This window comes from Pseudomonas sp. UBA6562 (assembly GCF_002434265.1).
In the GTDB taxonomy this organism is placed as follows: Bacteria; Pseudomonadota; Gammaproteobacteria; order Pseudomonadales; family Pseudomonadaceae; genus Aquipseudomonas.
On sequence record NZ_DJJS01000004.1, the window covers coordinates 410,235 to 427,082 of the forward strand.

19 protein-coding genes and 1 tRNA gene are annotated in these 16,848 nt (G+C 65.4%); 10 read left to right on the forward strand and 10 right to left on the reverse strand.

Annotated features, from left to right (window positions below; genetic code table 11):
• The 3 genes from B4M43_RS06120 to B4M43_RS06130 all read left to right on the forward strand — a co-directional run bounded on the left by B4M43_RS06120 (nt 1) and on the right by B4M43_RS06130 (nt 1,677).
• Nucleotides 1-90, forward strand: a tRNA-Ser gene (locus B4M43_RS06120).
• 157 nt (nt 91-247) lie between these two features.
• On the forward strand, nt 248-871 hold the full coding sequence (locus tag B4M43_RS06125) for a dimethylsulfonioproprionate lyase family protein (protein ID WP_296265115.1): 624 nt from the start codon (nt 248-250) through the stop codon (nt 869-871).
• A 167-nt stretch (nt 872-1,038) separates the two neighbouring features.
• Nucleotides 1,039-1,677: a LysE family translocator gene (locus B4M43_RS06130; RefSeq protein WP_296265117.1), complete on the forward strand. Its 639-nt coding sequence runs from the start codon at nt 1,039-1,041 to the stop codon at nt 1,675-1,677.
• Nucleotides 1,678-1,713: 36 nt separating this feature from the next.
• On the opposite strand, the gene B4M43_RS06135 is transcribed toward B4M43_RS06130, so the two are convergent.
• Complete coding sequence (locus tag B4M43_RS06135) at nt 1,714-2,508, reverse strand: dienelactone hydrolase family protein (protein ID WP_296265119.1); 795 nt, start codon at nt 2,506-2,508, stop codon at nt 1,714-1,716.
• Nucleotides 2,509-2,630: 122 nt separating this feature from the next.
• Between B4M43_RS06135 and B4M43_RS06140 the strand changes: the two genes are divergently transcribed.
• The 4 genes from B4M43_RS06140 (at nt 2,631) to B4M43_RS06155 (ending at nt 6,936) form a co-directional block, all read left to right on the forward strand.
• The gene (locus B4M43_RS06140) at nt 2,631-3,233 is read left to right on the forward strand and encodes an outer membrane protein (RefSeq protein WP_296265121.1); all 603 of its coding nucleotides are present in this window, start codon (nt 2,631-2,633) and stop codon (nt 3,231-3,233) included.
• 69 nt (nt 3,234-3,302) lie between these two features.
• The gene (locus tag B4M43_RS06145; protein WP_296265122.1) at nt 3,303-3,980 is read left to right on the forward strand and encodes a response regulator; all 678 of its coding nucleotides are present in this window, start codon (nt 3,303-3,305) and stop codon (nt 3,978-3,980) included.
• The gene (locus tag B4M43_RS06150) at nt 3,977-5,323 is read left to right on the forward strand and encodes an ATP-binding protein (RefSeq protein ID WP_296265124.1); all 1,347 of its coding nucleotides are present in this window, start codon (nt 3,977-3,979) and stop codon (nt 5,321-5,323) included. The genes B4M43_RS06145 and B4M43_RS06150 overlap by 4 nt, the downstream gene beginning before the upstream one ends.
• Before the next feature lie 290 nt (nt 5,324-5,613).
• The gene (locus tag B4M43_RS06155) at nt 5,614-6,936 is read left to right on the forward strand and encodes a dicarboxylate/amino acid:cation symporter (protein ID WP_296265126.1); all 1,323 of its coding nucleotides are present in this window, start codon (nt 5,614-5,616) and stop codon (nt 6,934-6,936) included.
• A 68-nt stretch (nt 6,937-7,004) separates the two neighbouring features.
• Here the strand turns inward: B4M43_RS06155 and B4M43_RS06160 are convergent, their stop codons facing one another.
• Both B4M43_RS06160 and B4M43_RS06165 read right to left on the reverse strand, forming a co-directional pair.
• Nucleotides 7,005-7,499, reverse strand: a complete 495-nt coding sequence (locus B4M43_RS06160; RefSeq protein WP_296265128.1) for a SprT family zinc-dependent metalloprotease — start codon at nt 7,497-7,499, stop codon at nt 7,005-7,007.
• Nucleotides 7,500-7,594: 95 nt separating this feature from the next.
• A complete protein-coding gene (locus B4M43_RS06165; protein ID WP_296265130.1) occupies nt 7,595-8,194 on the reverse strand; it encodes a Yip1 family protein in 600 nt (199 codons plus the stop codon).
• Between the two features lie 258 nt (nt 8,195-8,452).
• Here B4M43_RS06165 and ttcA point away from each other — a divergent pair, with 258 nt between their 5' ends.
• On the forward strand, nt 8,453-9,277 hold the full coding sequence (ttcA, locus tag B4M43_RS06170) for a tRNA 2-thiocytidine(32) synthetase TtcA (RefSeq protein WP_296265132.1): 825 nt from the start codon (nt 8,453-8,455) through the stop codon (nt 9,275-9,277).
• Nucleotide 9,278: 1 nt separating this feature from the next.
• On the forward strand, nt 9,279-9,950 hold the full coding sequence (locus B4M43_RS06175; RefSeq protein ID WP_296265133.1) for a DNA-3-methyladenine glycosylase I: 672 nt from the start codon (nt 9,279-9,281) through the stop codon (nt 9,948-9,950).
• Between the two features lie 33 nt (nt 9,951-9,983).
• Here the strand turns inward: B4M43_RS06175 and B4M43_RS06180 are convergent, their stop codons facing one another.
• From B4M43_RS06180 to arsC, 3 genes are read right to left on the reverse strand one after another with little or no spacing between them, the layout of a single operon-like run.
• On the reverse strand, nt 9,984-10,397 hold the full coding sequence (locus B4M43_RS06180) for a DUF2069 domain-containing protein (protein ID WP_296265135.1): 414 nt from the start codon (nt 10,395-10,397) through the stop codon (nt 9,984-9,986).
• Complete coding sequence (gene wrbA / locus B4M43_RS06185; protein WP_296265136.1) at nt 10,381-10,995, reverse strand: NAD(P)H:quinone oxidoreductase; 615 nt, start codon at nt 10,993-10,995, stop codon at nt 10,381-10,383. Before wrbA ends, B4M43_RS06180 begins: the two co-directional genes overlap by 17 nt.
• A complete protein-coding gene (gene arsC / locus B4M43_RS06190) occupies nt 10,992-11,345 on the reverse strand; it encodes an arsenate reductase (glutaredoxin) (protein WP_296265138.1) in 354 nt (117 codons plus the stop codon). Before arsC ends, wrbA begins: the two co-directional genes overlap by 4 nt.
• Before the next feature lie 87 nt (nt 11,346-11,432).
• Here arsC and B4M43_RS06195 point away from each other — a divergent pair, with 87 nt between their 5' ends.
• Nucleotides 11,433-11,900 carry a TlpA disulfide reductase family protein gene (locus tag B4M43_RS06195; protein WP_296265140.1) on the forward strand — a complete coding sequence of 156 codons (468 nt, stop codon included), beginning with the start codon at nt 11,433-11,435 and terminating at the stop codon, nt 11,898-11,900.
• A 36-nt stretch (nt 11,901-11,936) separates the two neighbouring features.
• On the opposite strand, the gene B4M43_RS06200 is transcribed toward B4M43_RS06195, so the two are convergent.
• The 4 genes from B4M43_RS06200 to B4M43_RS06215 all read right to left on the reverse strand — a co-directional run bounded on the left by B4M43_RS06200 (nt 11,937) and on the right by B4M43_RS06215 (nt 16,626).
• Nucleotides 11,937-12,341 carry an META domain-containing protein gene (locus tag B4M43_RS06200; protein WP_296265142.1) on the reverse strand — a complete coding sequence of 135 codons (405 nt, stop codon included), beginning with the start codon at nt 12,339-12,341 and terminating at the stop codon, nt 11,937-11,939.
• A complete protein-coding gene (locus B4M43_RS06205) occupies nt 12,338-12,775 on the reverse strand; it encodes a hypothetical protein (protein WP_296265144.1) in 438 nt (145 codons plus the stop codon). The genes B4M43_RS06200 and B4M43_RS06205 overlap by 4 nt, the downstream gene beginning before the upstream one ends.
• 31 nt (nt 12,776-12,806) lie before the next feature.
• Nucleotides 12,807-13,796, reverse strand: coding sequence for a 2-hydroxyacid dehydrogenase (locus B4M43_RS06210; protein WP_296265146.1), 990 nt, complete (start codon nt 13,794-13,796; stop codon nt 12,807-12,809).
• A 64-nt stretch (nt 13,797-13,860) separates the two neighbouring features.
• Nucleotides 13,861-16,626 carry a response regulator gene (locus tag B4M43_RS06215; protein WP_296265148.1) on the reverse strand — a complete coding sequence of 922 codons (2,766 nt, stop codon included), beginning with the start codon at nt 16,624-16,626 and terminating at the stop codon, nt 13,861-13,863.
• Nucleotides 16,627-16,848 lie beyond the last annotated feature (222 nt).

Genomic DNA, 16,848 nt, shown 5'->3' on the forward strand with positions numbered 1-16,848 from the left:
GGAGAGATGCCGGAGTGGTCGAACGGGACGGATTCGAAATCCGTTGTACTGGCAACAGTACCTAGGGTTCAAATCCCTATCTCTCCGCCATATCGAAAAACCCCGTAGATTTGATCTACGGGGTTTTTTTTGGTCTGCGTTTCCAGCTCTCGGTTAACAGCCTTACATCCCATCGCCGACTAAGCTGAACGACAACAGGCAGGGTTTCTAAACAGGCCCTGCCAGCGTTCCGCCCAGGAGTCGACCTGTGACAGCCCTTACCTCCAAAGCCTGCGCCACCTTGGCCGACGTCCGCTCGTTCAACCACGCCGTTGCTTCCCAGCTAGGCACTGCCCAGCCCCTCACTTGGCAGCGCTCGGCAATAGACCACTGCCGCGAAAGGCTCGAAACCGCCATGTGCGCCACGGCCGAAGACGTCCGGCCCAGGCGACCTCCAACGCACCTTCATGCCTTGTTCAAGCAGGCATTGGTCGATTGCCTGGCGGCCAACCCCGCCTTGTCGCCGATCATCGAGGCCCTGTCGCCTCTTCTGGCACACGCCGACTGGATGAAGCGCGAAGCCGCGCCGGGTGCAGACGACCATTTCGTCGAGCGTCACCGCCATGCGTTGCTGCTGGGGCCCGATCAGCCGATCGCCTGCACCTCGCTGTTGCTAGGGGTGGCGATTCTTGAGCCGCAGGTCACCTACCCATTCCACCGGCACCCGCCCGAAGAGTTCTACCTGGTGTTTTCACCGGGGCGCTGGTACCAGGAAGGCCTGGGCTGGTGGCAGCCGGGTTGCGGCGGTGTGGTGCACAACCCGCCGGGCGTGCGCCATGCCATGGCCTCGCAGGCCGAGCCGCTACTGGCTTTATGGGGCTTGCTGCTCTGAGCTGAAAAGGTGTGCGGAAACGATTCGTCCTCGGCGCTCGTAGGCTTGCGTCTGTGGATGGCTGCCATCGTTTCATCCACCCGGTACACTCCTTGCACTGCCCCTGACGCCCATCCATCCACACTGGCCTTCTTTAAGATCCGCCGCCTTACGCTACGAGCCTTCGCATGCCTTTCTCCAACGGTTTTCTCCTCAGCCTGTCCCTCTGCCTGGACATCGGCATCGCCAACATCGCCATGATCACCCTCGCCATGCAGCGCGGTTTCCTGCAAGGCTTCTGGCTGGGCCTGGGCACCTGCGTGGGCGACCTGATCTACGCCATCGCCGCCTTGGCCGGGATGACCGTGCTGCTGCAATTCGAAGCCGTGCGCTGGGTGCTGTGGCTGGGCGGTTCGGCCCTTCTGGTGTGGTTCGCGTTGAAGATGCTGTGGGCGGCGTGGCGCGGTGGGCAGGTGCAAGCCGAAGGAGAGGTGAAGGTCGAGTCGGGTTGGCGGGAATTCGTGCGCGGTATCGTACTGGCGATGTCGTCGCCCAGTGCGATCCTGTGGTTCGCGGCGGTGGGTGGGGTCTTGATCTCGCGCTCCGGTGCCGGCAGTGCGTTGGATGCAGGGCTGTTTTTGAGCGGGTTCTTCGTGGCGGGCCTGGTGTGGTCGGCCACCCTGTGCGGCGTGGCCAGCCATGGCGGGCGGCTGCTGGGCGCACGCCTCTTGACCTGGTCGTACCTGGCTTCGGCGGCGATCTTCTGCTATTTCGCGGTGTACGTGATCGTTTCGGGCTACCGCGAATTCATGGTGATGGGCGGCTGAGGCGGGCCGCACGATAGGCAGCCCGATCGTGGCCGTCTACTGCTGGAACACCTGTTTGAAGAAGCGTTGCAGGTCGGCCCAGGAGCGCTGATCGGCAGCCTTGTCATAGCCGATGTCGGGCCCGCCATGCTCGCCATGGCCCAAACGATCGGCGTCCGGGTTGCTGAAGCCGTGCTTGGCGCCCGGCAGACTGACGAATTCGAGGTCGGCGTTGGCGCTGGCCATTTCCTGCTTGAACGCTGCGACCTGCTCGGGGGTGACCATGCTGTCGGCCGCGCCGTGCTCGACCAGAATCTTCGCCCGCACTTGGCCGGGCTGCGCTGGGGTCTGGGTGACCAGCGCGCCATGCACGCTCACCACACCATCGAGTTTTTCACCGCGGCGGGCCGCATCCAGCACCACTTTGCCGCCGAAGCAGTAGCCCACGGCGCCTAGGCGATGCTTGTCGGTCTGCGGTTGCAGCTTGAGCAGGTCGAGCCCGGCGTCGAAGCGTTGTGCGGCGGCCTTGGGGTCTTTCAAGGCGGCGGCCATGAACGCCTGGGCATCGGCCGGGTGTTCGGTGTGTTTGCCATCGCCGTACATGTCGATGGCCAGGGCGTTGTAGCCCAGGCCCGCCAGCTCGCGGGCGCGACGCTTGGCGTAGTCGTTCAGGCCCCACCACTCGTGCACCACCAGCACGCCTGGGCGTTTGCCGCTCAAGGCGTCGTCGTAGGCGTAATAGCCGACCAGGCGGTTGCCGTCGGCGTCCTGATAGGGAATTTCGCGGGTCTGCACCGCCGCCTGGGCGAAGGCGGCGGTGCACATCAAGGCCACGGCAAGCGGGAAACGCATGGTCACTACTCCTGTGAAGGTTCGTTCAGCCGAGGTTCAGCCAGGGTTCAGCGGTCGTTCAGCGTCTGCTGCTTACTCTAGCTGCCAGACACCTCAAGCGCATCCACACGGGAGTGACCTTCATGAAAACCTTCAACAGCCTCATCGCCGCCATGGCCGTTTGCGCCGCAGGCCTTACCACCGCCCAGGCCGATGACACCTTCGCCAGCCTCACCTATGGCCAGACCAGCGACAAAGTGCGCAAATCCGGCCTGCTGCAGCGCAACACCGGCCACCTCGACGCCGACGGCATCATCGGCAAGGACGGCACCTGGGGCGTGCGTCTGGGCAAGCTCAACGACCAGGGCCGCTACTACATGACCTACGACAACGTCTCGGGCGACCACAGCGGCCTGAAACTGCGCCAGGAAAACCTGCTCGGCAGCTACGACCTGTTCTACCCGGTCGGCGACACCACCAAGCTGTTCGGCGGCGCCAGCCTGGGCATGACCAAACTCACCCAGACCTCGTCGGGCCTGAGCCGCGACACCGACTACGGCTATGCGGCCGGTCTGCAAGGCGGCGTGATCCAGCAGGTCACCGACAACGCATCGGTCGAACTTGGCTACCGCTACCTGCGCAGCAACGCCAGCGTGGAAGTCTCGCCCCACAACGAAGCCAAGGCCGGCACCCTGCGCCTGACCAGCAGCGCCCAGACCTACCTGTCGGCCAACTACCGCTTTTAAGCGCCAGAACGGCTGATATGCTGTGCCGGCTACACAGCCGGCACAGGCCATTCACGAGGAGGGGACGCGATGAAACTGCTGGTGGTCGAGGACGAAGCGCTGCTGCGCCATCACCTCTTCACGCGCCTGGGCGAGAGCGGCCATGTGGTCGAAGCCGTGGCCAACGCCGAAGAGGCGCTGTACCAGGCCGACCAATACCATCATGACCTTGCAGTGATCGACCTGGGCCTGCCAGGCATGAGCGGGCTCGAACTGATCGGCGAGCTGCGTCGCCAGGGCAAGACCTTCCCCATCCTGATCCTCACCGCTCGCGGCAACTGGCAGGACAAGGTCGAAGGCCTGGCCGCCGGGGCCGACGACTATGTGGTCAAGCCGTTCCAGTTCGAAGAGCTGGAGGCGCGCCTGAACGCGCTGTTGCGCCGTTCCAGCGGCTTCACCCAGTCGACCATCGCCGCCGGCCCCTTGATCCTCGACATCAACCGCAAGCAGGCCAGCCTGCACGACCAGCCGCTGGCGCTGACCGCTTACGAGTACCGCATCCTCGAGTACCTCATGCGCCATCACCAGCAGGTGGTGGCCAAGGACCGCCTGATGGAGCAGCTGTACCCCGACGACGAAGTGCGCGACCCGAACGTCATCGAAGTGCTGGTCGGGCGCCTGCGCCGCAAGCTCGAGGGCGACAGCGGCTTCAAGCCCATCGATACCGTGCGCGGCCTGGGCTACCTGTTCACCGAGCGCTGCCGATGATCCGCTCGCTGCGCTTGCGCTTGATGCTGGCGGCGGCGGTGCTGGCAGTGTTGTTCATGCTGGCGTTGCTGCCGGCGTTGCAGAAGGCGTTCAGCCTGGCGCTGCAAGAATCCATCGAACAGCGCCTGGCGTCGGACGTCACCACCCTGATTTCGGCCGCGCGCGTCGAGCGGGGCCAGTTGAAGATGCCGGCGCTGCTGCCGGACGAGCGCTACAACCTGCCCGCCAGCGGCCTGCTGGGCTACATCTTCGACCGCGAGGGCAAGCTGGTCTGGCAATCGCGCGCCACCGATACCCAGCACATCAACTACCAACCGCGCTACGACGGCCGCGGCAACGAATTCGCGCGCATCCGTCAAGGCGACGGCGAAGAGTTCTTCGTCTACGACGTCGAGGTCAAGCTGCTCGGCGGCAAGAGCGCGGCCTTCAGCATCGTCGCCCTGCAGCCGGTGAGCGGCTACCAGCACACCCTCGACGGCCTGCGCGAAAAACTCTACCTGGGCTTCGGGGCGGCGCTGTTGGCGTTGTTAGGTTTGCTCTGGGCAGGCCTGACCTGGGGGCTGCGCTCGCTGCGCCACCTGAGCCGCGAGCTGGACCAGGTGGAAGCCGGCGTGCGCGATGGTCTGAGCCGTGAGCACCCCAGCGAACTGCTGCGCCTGACCGGCTCGCTCAACCGATTGCTGCACAGCGAGCGCGAGCAGCGCCAGCGTTACCGCGATTCCCTGGACGATCTGGCGCACAGTCTGAAAACGCCCTTGGCGGTGTTGCAGGGTGTGGGCGAGGGCATGGGGCAGGGCGCGGACGAGCGCGAGCAGGCGCGGGTGTTGCAAAGCCAGATCGAGCGCATGAGCCAGCAGATCGACTATCAATTGCAGCGCGCCAGCCTGCGCAAGAGCGGCCTGGTGCGCCACCAGGTGGAAGTCCGGCCACTGCTCGACAGCCTGTGCAGCACCCTGGCCAAGGTCTACCGCGACAAACAGGTCCACGTCAGCCTGCATCTTCCTGCGCGCGCGCGGCTTCCCGTAGAGCAGGGCGCCTTGCTCGAACTGCTGGGCAACCTGCTGGAAAACGCCTATCGCCTGTGTCTGGAGCAGGTGCGCGTGAGCCTGCGCCAAGGCGTCGGGATCATCGAACTGTGCGTGGAAGACGACGGCCCGGGCGTGCCGGCCGAGCAGCGCCAGCGCATTTTGCAACGGGGCGAGCGCCTGGATCGTCAGCACCCAGGGCAAGGCATCGGGCTGGCGGTGGTCAAGGACATTATCGACAGCTATGACGCCGAACTGAGCCTTGACGATTCGCCCTTGGGCGGCGCGGCGTTCCGTATCGTGTTCCACTTGGACTGAGCCAGGGGCGGATTTCCGCCACAGCCCCTGTTCATTTCCCGCCACTGGGCGGAAACCCGCCACGCCCCCAGTCCTGATTTGCGTCATTGCAGCGCACTTCGGCCGCAGAAAGCCTGGACACGCACCGTTGCTGGGCATATTGGCATCACCTTTGCTAACTAGCTCGTAGAGGCCTGCGCCACGCAGCTCTACCACAACGACAAATCCCTCCATGTGCAGGAGGGTTAGCGATTCAGGTCCCCCTCGCTCTGGGAAGAGTGAAGCCGGTACCCTCGAGGAAAAATCTAGCCATGACGACACGTCAGCCGCTGTACAAGTCTCTTTATGTCCAGGTGTTGGTTGCCATCACCATCGGCATTCTGCTCGGCCACTTCTATCCGGAAACCGGTGTTGCGCTCAAACCCTTGGGTGACGGCTTCGTCAAACTGATCAAGATGGTCATCGCGCCCATCATCTTCTGCACCGTGGTCAGCGGCATCGCCGGCATGCAGAGCATGAAGTCGGTCGGCAAGACCGGCGGCTACGCACTGTTGTACTTCGAGATCGTGTCGACCATCGCCTTGATCATCGGCCTGATCGTGGTCAACGTGGTCAAGCCCGGCGCTGGCATGCACATCGATGTCACCACCCTGAACGCCAGCAGCGTGGCCGCCTATGCCGCCGCCGGTGCGCAGCAGACCACCGTGGGCTTCCTGCTCAACATCATTCCCAACACCGTGGTCGGCGCCTTCGCCAACGGCGACATCCTGCAAGTGCTGATGTTCTCGGTGATCTTCGGCTTCGCCCTGCATCGCCTGGGCAGCTACGGCAAGCCGCTGCTGGACCTGATCGATCGCTTCGCCCATGTCATGTTCAACATCATCAACATGATCATGAAGCTGGCTCCGCTGGGCGCCTTCGGTGCCATGGCCTTCACCATCGGCCAGTACGGCGTGGGTTCGCTGGTGCAGCTGGGCTACCTGATGGCCTGCTTCTACATCACCTGCCTGCTGTTCGTGCTGGTGGTGCTGGGCGGCATCTGCCGCGCCCACGGTTTCAGCGTGTTGAAGCTGATCCGCTACATCCGTGAAGAACTGATGATCGTGCTGGGGACTTCCTCGTCCGAATCGGCCCTGCCACGCATGCTGGCCAAGATGGAACGCCTGGGTGCCAAGAAGTCGGTGGTCGGCTTGGTGATCCCCACCGGCTACTCGTTCAACCTCGACGGCACCTCGATCTACCTGACCATGGCCGCCGTGTTCATCGCCCAGGCGACCGACACCACCATGGACATCACCCACCAGATCACCCTGCTGCTGGTGCTGCTGGTCGCCTCCAAAGGCGCTGCGGGTGTGACCGGTTCGGGCTTCATCGTGCTCGCTGCCACCTTGTCGGCGGTCGGTCACCTGCCAGTGGCGGGCCTGGCGCTGATCCTGGGCATCGACCGCTTCATGTCCGAAGCGCGCGCCCTGACCAACCTAGTCGGCAACGCGGTAGCGACCGTGGTCGTGGCCAAGTGGGTCAACGAGATGGACGACGACAAGCTGCAGTCCGAGCTGGCTTCCGGTGGCGGCCCGCTGGAGCTGAACCGTCCGACCGACGACCTGGGCGTGGCCGAAGGCCCTGCTCGCTAAGTCGACACCCTGCTACATGAAAAAGCCTGTCTTCGGACAGGCTTTTTCGTTTCCGGCCTGCGGGCCGTTCACGCCTGGCGGGTTTCGCCGCTGTACGTGAGCACCTGCCGACAGCGCTTGCAGACGTAGCGCCGGCCCTGGCGCACCAGGCGATGGCGTTGCGGGCTGAACGGGAAGTCGCTGTCCGGGCATGGGCAGCGGTAGATGTAGCGGGTCACGGTACGGCGCTGCACCGCGTAGCTGTGGCAGCGCAGCGGGGCCAGGTCGTAGACCCCGCGCATGATCAACTGCCATTCCCGGCCATGGGCCTGGATGCCGCCGCCGAACACCTGGTGGGCGACCAAGTGCGCGACCTCGTGGGGCACGGTCTGGCGCAGAAAGTCGTCTTGATTGGCCTGGTAGAGCGTGGGGTTGAAACGCAGCAGGTTGTCGTGCAGGTGCGCTACGCCGGCTTTCAGACCGCGCAGCTTGAAACTGACTTCGGGGCGGGGGAAGGTGCGTTTGAAGAAAGCCTCGGCCTGCACATAGCAGGCTTCGACCCGTTGTTTGAGCAGTTCGGGCATGGTCGGGGGTCTCCTGGCCGCGCAGTATGCCGCAAGCACCCTGTGCGACCCAGGCCGCCGGTCAGGCGCCAGATCGGCTTGCCGGCCCTGACGGTCTAGCCGGCGGACGTCGGCCCCAATCCCAGCCCCCACAGCGTCACGGCCACCGCCATGATCGCCACCAGCACTACCAGGCCGACCGCCAGCACGGAGCTGGAAAACAGAAAGCCTTCATCGGGCGGTATGTCCATGAAGGTCGGCGAGCCGACGTACAGCAGGAATACGGTGTAGGACACCGCCGCAATCAGGGTCAGCAGACCCAGCCAAAGGTGCGGGTAGAGCGCCGCCAGACCACCGATGAACAATGGCGTGGCCGTGTAGGTGGCGAACGCGATGCACTGTGCGAGCGAAGGCGTCGCGTCGTAGGTGCGCGCCATCCAATGCACGAACGCACCCACGGCGGCGACGCCCAGCAGCAGCGCCAGGTAAGACAGCAGGCCCAGGCTCGCCGCGCTCGACGGCGTCAGCAACACGAGTGTGCCGTTGGCGGGTCGCCAGCCGACCTGGGTAGTGCCGATGAAGGCCGAAACAGCGGGAATGGCAGCCAATGACAGGGTATGGGTGAGGTGCGTGTGGCCGCTGGAGCTCCTTTCCCCGCGAATCTGTCGCCACGCCTTGTCAGGGCGAATGAACAGGCCTAGCACGTGCTGCATCATGGTGTGGTTCCTCTGCGCGCAGGTGGGCAGCGCTCGCAGGCGCATGCCGCCCGGCCAAGGTACCTTCAGGGGTGCGGTAGGGTGGCCGTGATTGCCAGTATAGGTGTGTGTCGGCCACGGCAAGGGTGGCGTTTAGAGCAAAAGGCACGGTCAACCGCCCGCTTGATCGCTCGCGGTCTTTGTCGGATGGGCCTACGCCGACGCTACCTTTGCGGTTAAACTAGCCGGCTTTTGTCACACCTCGCGGATTCAATCGCCATGGGCACCCTCTCGGTCAACCAGAACAAACTGCAAAAACGCCTGCGCCGTCTCGCCGGCGAAGCCATCGCCGACTTCAACATGATCGAAGAGGGCGACAAGGTCATGGTCTGCCTGTCGGGCGGCAAGGACAGCTACACCATGCTCGACGTGCTGCTGCACCTGCAAAAGGTGGCCCCGATCAGCTTCCAGATCGTCGCGGTGAACATGGACCAGAAGCAACCCGGCTTCCCCGAGCACGTGCTGCCGGCCTACCTGGAAGCGCTGGGCGTCGAGTACCACATCGTCGAGAAGGACACCTACTCGGTGGTCAAGGAGCTGGTGCCCGAAGGCAAGACCACTTGCTCGCTGTGTTCGCGTCTGCGCCGTGGCACCCTGTACACCTTCGCCGACCAGATCGGCGCGACCAAGATGGCCCTGGGGCACCACCGCGACGACATCGTCGAAACCTTCTTCCTCAACATGTTCTTCAACGGCGCCCTCAAGGGCATGCCGCCCAAGCTGCGCGCCGACGACGGCCGCAACGTGGTGATCCGGCCGCTGGCCTACTGCAACGAAAAGGACATCCAGGCCTATTCGGACATGAAGCAGTTTCCGATCATCCCGTGCAACCTGTGCGGTTCCCAGGAGAACCTGCAGCGCCAGGTGGTCAAGGACATGCTGGTGGAGTGGGAGCGCAAGCACCCGGGCCGCACCGAGAGCATCTTCCGCGCCCTGCAGAACGTCGCGCCGTCGCAGTTGGCCGACCGCAACCTGTTCGACTTCGTCAGCCTGAGCATCGACGACACCGCCACGCCACGCTTCCTCGAACTGGTCAACCTCTGACATGCGCGATTACCAGTGGCTGCACGAGTTCTGCCTGAACCGCTTCGGCTCGGTGAAAGCCTTCGAAGCGTCCCTGCCCAAGCCGCGTACGGACGCGCAGTTGCGTGCCACGCCTGCGGACCGTTACCTCTCCACCCTGGCCTTGCGGGTGTTTCGCGCCGGGCTCAAGCACAGCCTGGTGGACGCCAAGTGGCCGGCCTTCGAGCAGGTGTTCTTTGGTTTCGATCCGGAGAAGGTGGTGCTGATGGGCGCCGAGCACCTGGAGCGGCTGATGCAGGACGCGCGCATCATCCGCCACCTGGGCAAGCTCAAGAGCGTGCCACGCAACGCGCAGATGATCCTCGACGTCGAGCAGACCCACGGCAGCTTCGGTGATTTCATCGCCGACTGGCCGGTGACCGACATCGTCGGGCTGTGGAAATACCTGATCAAGCACGGCAACCAGCTCGGCGGGCTGTCGGCACCGCGCTTCCTGCGCATGGTCGGCAAGGACACCTTCGTGGCCTCGGACGACGTGTCGGCAGCCCTGATCGCGCAGAAGATCGTCGACAAGCGCCCGACCAGCCAGCGCGACCAGGCCGCGGTGCAGGCGGCGTTCAACCAATGGCACGCAGAGAGCGGACGGCCCTTGTGCCAGCTGTCGGTGATGCTGGCGCACACCGTCAATCATTGAGGTGGTCGGGGCGGCACCGCCGCCCCATGACACTCAGCGACCTTCGCCCGCCAAGCGCCGCTCCAACTGATACTTCCAGCGCACATACAGCAGCGCCGCCAGAAACAGCCCCAGGCTCAGCCCGATTTCCATCGCCCCCAGCACGACCCGCGCCGGATCGAACGCCGCCAGCACCCCTTTGATGAAGTACAGGTTGACCACGAAGCAGGTCCAGGCATGGGCGCGCGCGCTACCCAGGAGCATGCCGGGCAGCAACAGCAGCAACGGCAGCAGTTCGATCGCCAGGATCACCCCGGTGCGCGCACCGTGCAGGTTGGCGAAGAACAGCGTATTGAGGCCCAGCAGGGCAATCAGGCCAAGGAAGCAGGCCAGGCTCGCCACGCGCGTGACCGCCACCCGCGGTGCAAGCCAGCTGTGCGTGGGCAGGGCTTTAGGCGTTCTGGCCACGGCTCGGCTCCAGGGCCTTGGCGGTGGCACCGATGCGTTGGCCGAGCGCGCGGCACAGGCTGATCTCGTGGGTGTCCAGCTCGCGTTTGCCGTCGGCACCGGCATGGTGGCTGGCGCCGTACGGCGTGCCGCCCCCGCGGGTGTCGATCAGCGCCGACTCGCTGTAGGGCAGGCCCATCACCAGCATGCCGTGGTGCAGCAAGGGCAACAGCATCGACAGCAAGGTGGTCTCCTGGCCGCCGTGCAGGCTGGCGGTGGAGGTGAACACCGCCGCCGGCTTGCCGACCAGTTCGCCGCCCAGCCACAGGCTGCTGGTGCCGTCGAGGAAATACTTCAAAGGCGCGGCCATGTTGCCGAAGCGGGTGGGGCTGCCGAGGATCAGACCGGCGCAGTGGCGCAGATCGTCGAGGGTAGCGTAGGGCGCGCCGTTGGCGGGAATGTCGGGCGCCATCGCCTCGCACTCGGTCGACACCGCCGGCACCGTGCGCAGGCGCGCTTCCAGGCCGCTCAGCTCGACGCCACGGGCGATGTGCCGGGCCATTTCGCTGGTGGCGCCATGACGGCTGTAGTACAGCACCAGAATGTAAGGCGAGCTCATGGCAGGATCTCCAGGACGTTTTCCGGTGGGCGGCCGATCACGGCGTTGTCGCCGGCGACCAGAATGGGGCGTTCGATGAGGATGGGTTGCTCGACCATCGCGGCGATGAGCTGCTCGTCGGTCAGCGCGGGGTCGGCAAGGCCCAGAGCCTGGTAGGCGTCTTCGCCCGTGCGCAGCAACTGGCGGGCGCCGAGGCCTAGGCGTGCCAGCAGCGTGCGCAGCGTGGCGGCATCGGGCGGCGTTTCCAGGTAGCGCACTACGGTCGGCGCAAGGCCCCGGGCTTCGAGCAGTGCGAGGGCGCTGCGGGATTTCGAACAGCGGGGGTTATGATAGAGCGTCAGTTCAGTCATGACGGGGACCACAGGCAGCTGGAAATGCCGGCTAGTCTAACCGCTCATGCTGACCCACAGGCTGTTAACTTCGAGAAGGATTGACCCATGGCAAGGCGTTTGGCAGTGGCACTGGCCATCACCGCGAGCCTGTTGCTCGCCGGTTGCGGTGCGGACTATGGCGTGGACCAGAACGGCAAGACGGTGAAGACCGAACAACTCGACGGCCACTGGCTGGTGCTCAACTACTGGGCCGAATGGTGCGGGCCCTGCCGCACCGAAGTGCCCGAGCTCAATGCTGCCGCCAAGCAGTGGCAGGCGCAGAACGTCAAAGTGGTCGGGGTGAACTTCGACGGCCTGCAAGGGGCCGATCTGAAGGAGGCGGTGAACGCGCTGGGCATCGAGTTCACCGTACTGGCGCAGGATCCGGCCGAACGCTACGAGCTGCCCCGTAGCGAGGCCTTGCCGGTCACCTACATCATCGACGACAAGGGCAAGGTGCGTGAGCAACTGCTCGGCGAGCAGACCCTCGAAGGCCTGCAAGAGAAGCTCAAAGCGCTCAAGGGCGGCGCCTGATCCGGCATCCGTACCGGCGGCGCCTACGCGGCGCCGTCAGCTTTCCTCAGGCCAGAAGCGCAAGGCCTTGCCATCGTCCAGCCAGAAACGCACCTGCCCTTGATTCGACGTATCCCAGCGCTGTACCCGCTCCAGCGCCTTGAGAAAGCGCCCTTCCTGTTCCATCAGCGCCGGCGCGCAGAGCTTGCGCGTGCTGCCTACCGGACCGAAGTGCAATGCCTCGCCCTGCAAGGTGTAGGGCGCGAACCAGTGGTTGCAGCCGGCATTGCCGTACGCCCGGCCATCGCCGCCCAGGGTCAGGCTGAGGTGACTGTAGTCCATGAGCGGACGTTCGCCGATCCATTCCAGGGTGTAGGCTTGGTCTTGTTGCAGCGGGGTGGGCGCGCTGGCGCAGCCGACCAGCGCTGCAGCCATCAACGCACTGGCCGCCAGCGCCTTCACGACGCGCTCGCCTGGCAGCGTGGGCAGAGGTGGCGCTCGCCTTGGTTGCTCCAACCCAGCTCTTCGAGCCGCGCGTTGGCCGCTGGCTGACGCGCCTTGTTGCCCAGGGAGGAGTCCACCGCGAACTCGAGGTCCAGCGAGGTCTGGCAACCATCGCATTCGACCTGCCAGGTCAGGATCTCCAGCTCTTTGAACGCCGGGCCATTGGCCGTGGCCACCCACTGCCCCTGCGGGTTGATCAGGTGGCGCACGGTCTGCACCGTCAGGCGCATCGACAGGGTTTTACTGCCTTTGAGGCTGACCAGCAGGACATCGTCCTTTCTGATCGAGCCGCCATTGCCGGTGACCTGATAGCGGCCCGGCACCAGTGCGCGGCACTCGATCAGGGTGTGTTGCGGGTTGAAAAGGGTGTAGCGGAAATCGTGCTCGACCATGGGTCCTCCAGAAATGCGGCGTATCCTAGCATCAACCCTCGACCAGATTCTGCGGATTGCCTGCCGCCCAGCCGATGATGTTGGCCAGGGTGGTGCCGGCGATGGCGTCCAGCGCTTCACGGGTGAGGAACGCCTGGTGGGCGGTGACGATCACGTTGGGGAAGGTCAGCAGGCGTGCCAGCACATCGTCCTGCAAGGGGTGGTCGGAGCGGTCCTGGAAGAACAGCTGCGCCTCCTCTTCGTACACGTCCAGGCCCAGGTACCCCAGCTGACCGCTTTTCAGCGCCTCGATCAGTGCCGGGGTGTCGACCAGCGCGCCGCGGCCGGTGTTGATCAGCATGGCGCCGTGCTGCATCTGCGCCAGGGTCCGGGCATCGATCAGGTGGTGGCTGTCGGCGGTCAGCGGGCAGTGCAGGCTGACGATGCGCGACTCGCGCAGCAGCGCATCCAGCGGCAGGTAGCGTGCGCCCAAGGCCAGCAGGCGCGGGTTGGGGTAGGGGTCGTGGGCGAGTATCTGGCAGCCGAAGCCGGCCATGATGCGGGCGAAGGCTTCGCCGATCTGACCGGTGCCGATCACCCCGACGGTCTTGCCGTGCAGGTCGAAGCCGGTCAAGCCGTGCAAGGTGAAGTCGCCTTCGCGGGTGCGGTTGTAGGCACGGTGCAGGCGCCGGTTCAATGCCATCACCAGAGCCACCGCGTGCTCGGCCACGGCGTGCGGCGAGTAGGCGGGCACGCGCACCACACCCAGGCCCAGGCGCTCGGCGGCGGCCAGGTCGACGTGGTTGTAGCCGGCCGAGCGCAAAGCGATCAGCCGAGTGCCGCCTGCGGCCAGTCGTTCGAGCACGGCGGCGTCGAGTTCGTCGTTGATAAAGGCACACACCACCTCGAAACCTTGCGCCAGCGCGGCGGTGTCGACGCTCAGGCGGGTGGGTTGGTAATGCAGGTCCAGGGGCAGCCCGGTGCCGGCGCGGGCGAAGCTTTCCTGGTCGTAATGCTGGCTACTGAACAACAGCACGCGCATGGGCGGCGCTCCTTGTGTTGGGGGCGGGCCAGCAAGGCGCAGACCCGTCAGAAGGGTGGGTTGTTCAGGCGCCCAGATGCGCCTGGGTCGCGAGGCGGCCTATGGCCCGGTCCAGCTCGTCCATGGCCTGCATCATGTGCGGGTGCTCCTGCTTGAGCAGGGTTTCGCTGCGCTGGCAAGCGGCGCGCAGTTGCGGCACGCCGCAATAGCGCGTGGCGCCGTTCAAACGGTGCACACGTTCGATCATCGCCTGCCGATCGCCGCTTTCACGGGCCTGGCGGATGGCTTCGCGGTCGCCTTCGAGCGAGGCCAGGAGCATGGCCAGCATGTCCGCTGCCAGGTCCGGCTTGCCGGCTGCGAGGCGCAGGCCCTCCTGTGGGTCGAGCACTTTCAGTTCGAGGTTGTCGGGGACGCGCTCCTGGGCGCGCTCGGGCGGCGGGGTGTCGAGGCTCAGGCCGGTCCATTTCAGCACCACTTGGGCTAACTGCCGTTCGCTGATGGGTTTGGTCAGGTAGTCGTCCATGCCGCTGTGCAGCAGCGCGCGCTTTTCGTTGGCCATGGCATGGGCGGTCAGGGCCACCACCGGCAAGGGCGGCTGGCCCAGGTCGGCCTCGCGGCGGCGGATCTGCTCGGTGCAGGCCGGGCCGTCCATGCCGGGCATCTGCACGTCCATCAGCACCAGGTCGAAAGGCTCCTCGTCGATGGCGCGCAAGGCCGCCTGGCCGTTGTCCACGGCCACCACCACGGCGCCCATGTCTTCGAGCAGAGTCTGCACCAGCAGCAGGTTGGCCGGGTTGTCGTCGACGCAGAGGATGCGCGGCAGGCGCTGCCCGGTCAGGGGTTGCGAGGCCGGGCGCTGCTGATGACGGGGTTGCACCAGGTCCAGCAGCACCCGGCGCAGCTTGCGCGTGCAGGCCGGCTTGGACAGCAGCTGGCCGTGGCCTTCGCTCAAGTGCGACTGGTACAAGCCCTGCTCGGTGGTGGGGCAGAACACCAGGCACTGGCAGCCATGGCGCTCCAGCTGGTCGTTGATCAGGCCCAGTCGCTCGGGCGCCAGGTTGGCCAGGTTGATGCCGAGCACGGCGAACTCGAACGGCTTGCCCGCCAAGGCGGCCGCTTCGACGGCCTGGATCAGGTGCTCGAAGCTGCCGAACTGGGTGACGCTCAGGCCGCAGTCCTGCAATTGATGCTCCAGCGCCTGACACGCCAGTTCATGGCTTTCGACGATCGCCACACGCCGCTCCAGCAGGGCCTGCAAGGGTGCCTGGTCGATGTCGTCGTGGGCCTTGGGCAGGGTCAGGGTGATCCAGAACTGCGAACCTTCGCCGGGCGTGCTGTCGACGCCGATCTCGCCGCCCATCTGCTCGATCAGGCGCTTGGAGATCACCAGGCCCAAGCCGGTGCCGCCGGGCTCGCGCGACAGCGAGTTGTCGGCCTGGCTGAAGGCCTGGAACAGCGTGCGCACGTCGGCCGGGGTCAGACCGATACCGGTGTCGCGCACGCTGATGCGCAACTGCACGCTGTCTTCCTGTTCGTCTTCGAGCATGGCGCGTACCGCGATGGTGCCCTCGCGGGTGAACTTGATCGCGTTGCTGACCAGGTTGGTGAGGATCTGCTTGAGCCGCAGCGGGTCGCCGACCAGCGACAGCGGCGTGTCGCGGTAGACCAGGCTGACCAGCTCGAGCTGCTTGGCGTGGGCCGCAGGCGCGAGGATGGTCAGAGTGTCCTGGATCAGGTCGCGCAGGTTGAAGGGAATGCTGTCGAGCACCAGCTTGCCGGCTTCGATCTTGGAGAAGTCGAGGATCTCGTTGATGATGCCCAGCAGGTTGCCGGCCGATTTCTCGATGGTGCCCAGGTAGTCCTGCTGGCGCGGGCTGAGCTCGCCTTTCTGCAACAAATGCGTGAAGCCCAGGATGCCGTTGAGCGGGGTGCGGATTTCGTGGCTCATGTTGGCCAGGAACTCGGACTTGATGCGGCTGGCCTCCAGAGCCTCCTTGCGCGCCATGTCCAGTTCGATGTTCTGGATCTCGATGGTTTCCAGGTTTTGCCGCACGTCTTCGGTGGCCTGGTCGACGTTGTTCTGCAGCTCTTCATGGGCGCTGTGCAGGGTCTGCGCCATGCGGTTGATGCCGGCGGCCAGCTCGTCCAGCTCGTGGCTGCCCATGGCCGGCAGCCGTTCTTCGAGGTTGCCGTCCTTGAGCCGGTTGACGGCGTCCTTGATGCGTTCCAGCGGCTGGTTGATGGCGCGGCTCATGCGCATCGCCAGCAGTACCGTCAGGCTCAGGCAGGCGAAGATCAGCAACATGCTGGTGAACAGGTTGCGGTAACCGCGCAGCAGGGTGCCGTCGTGGGACAGCTCCACCTCGACCCAGCCTAGAAGGCGCTCGGCCTCTGCCGGCACCGCGTCGGTGACGAGGTCGCGGTGGTGGCCGAATACCGGCATCAGGTAGCGGGTGGCATCCTTGCCGCTGCGATCGAGCAGCTGCGTGCCACTGCCGCCGCTGGGCGGCGGGTTGAGCATGCTGGGGCCGGCATGCGCCAGGCGCGTGCGGTCGGGGGCGAGGAAGGCCACGGCGCGTACGTCGACCTGTTCCAGCGCCTCGGCGGCGATGCGCTCGAGCTGGGCGCGCGCCTGGGTGTGTCGCGCCAGGGCCGGGGCGGCGAGCGGGGCCAGTTGCTCGGACACCAGCTTGCCGCGCTGCAGCAGTTGCGTGCGCAGCTCGGCCTGCTGCTGCCAGTTGAAATAGATGCCCAGCACCAGCGCCATCAGGCTGGCGGGGAGCAAGGCGAGGATAAGGACGCGGCTTCGTATTCCCAGACGATCGAGCACATTGTTCTCCTGTATGTGCCAGCGCAAGCAACGCGCTGCGAGCGCAAAGGTACTCCCGCTGGCCAAGGCTTGCACTGATTTGTGCCAGGGTCGGCGGTCAAGGGCGAGTGCTGCCCGGGCCTATCGGTCCGTACCGGAACTGCATATAGCCAGCCGCTATAACCTCCAACCATTGCGAGATATGGCCTTGGCGGCTTTGCCGGTATGATAGGCGCCCCCTGT